A 1133-nucleotide genomic window follows, 5' to 3' on the forward strand; every position below is an offset into this window, starting at 1 on the left:
ATTTTTTGTGGTTTTTGCAGTGTTTTTTATAAAAAAGTGACTCATAAAAGCCACTCAAGGTTATGTTGTTGTCTTGTTACGGCGTCAGAATGTGCCGACAACAGAGCGAGGTTAGCACGCCAAACAGGGATGTTTGGCGAGTTTGTGGTGCGTCGGGAACGCGTCCACAAACGGTGCGTTAAGACCGAGCGACGGCGGAGGACAAATTTGTCTGGAACAAATTTGAACATCTGAGCATAGCGAATATGGCCTCGTAGAGGCGAGTATCAGGATGATACGAGTATTGCCGAAGGCCACATTCTGTAGCCTTGCGAGGGGTTTTTAGGGGATTTCGCAAAAAATCCCCTAAATCGGACGTTGTCACTGTAGCTATTTTGTTCACCAAAGATCAAAACGTCCGAAACCTTGCCGTACTACAGATAGACCAAGAATTTAAATCGCCACAGCGTAACCCACTAAGACTGCCATCGACACTTTCAGCGTCGGCGGCGGGGGGGCGGCGCTATTGTGGCTCTGCTACAACGGCGCAACCCTAAGGAAAACGCCCCAACTTACGCGGGGGCTTTGTTCTTTGTTATATTGTCCTCTCAAGCACCATAACCAACCCCGCGCCCTAAGGATTAAGAACTAAACGCTAAAAACTAAGGTGCGGTGCAAAGGCCATCGAAGGAGTTGCTGGCGCTGAAGCTGCTGACGACGCCGAGGCTCGAGTTGACAGTGAACTGGCGGCTACCTGCTGCGTCGCTCGTCCAGAAGCTGTAGCTGACGAAGCCCGCAACAGCGTAGTAGCCCATGGTGCCCCACTCCGTGAAAAATCCTGCACCTATGTGACGCATGTAATAATTAACTGATGAACTAGGGGCTGCGCCTGAAATAGGAGGATTATCTGTTCTGACCGCATTGGTTAAATCTCTTACCCGTGGCATTCGATAACCCAAACTATTACACCATGATGTTTGATTGGAAACGCTAGCTCTTTGACTACCCCGATGGACGAACCACTGCCTTAACTTAAATCCGTACCGAACCTCATTACCATTACTATCCCTTCCCACCAACTCGAAGGTCTGTGGCAAAGATGGACGTGTAAGTGAACCAGGATTACTTGAGCTTATCTGACTACTACTTGCCCT

1 protein-coding gene is annotated in these 1133 nt (G+C 49.2%); it reads right to left on the bottom strand.

The annotated features are described in order from the left end of the window. Positions 1-641: 641 nt before the first annotated feature. Positions 642-1133, bottom strand: a 492-nt coding sequence (locus A9G31_RS11820) for a hypothetical protein (RefSeq protein WP_176700374.1), incomplete at its 5' end; no start/stop codon positions are given.

Source organism: Gilliamella sp. Gris1-4 (assembly GCF_001690335.1).
Classification (GTDB): Bacteria; Pseudomonadota; Gammaproteobacteria; order Enterobacterales; family Orbaceae; genus Gilliamella; species Gilliamella apicola_P.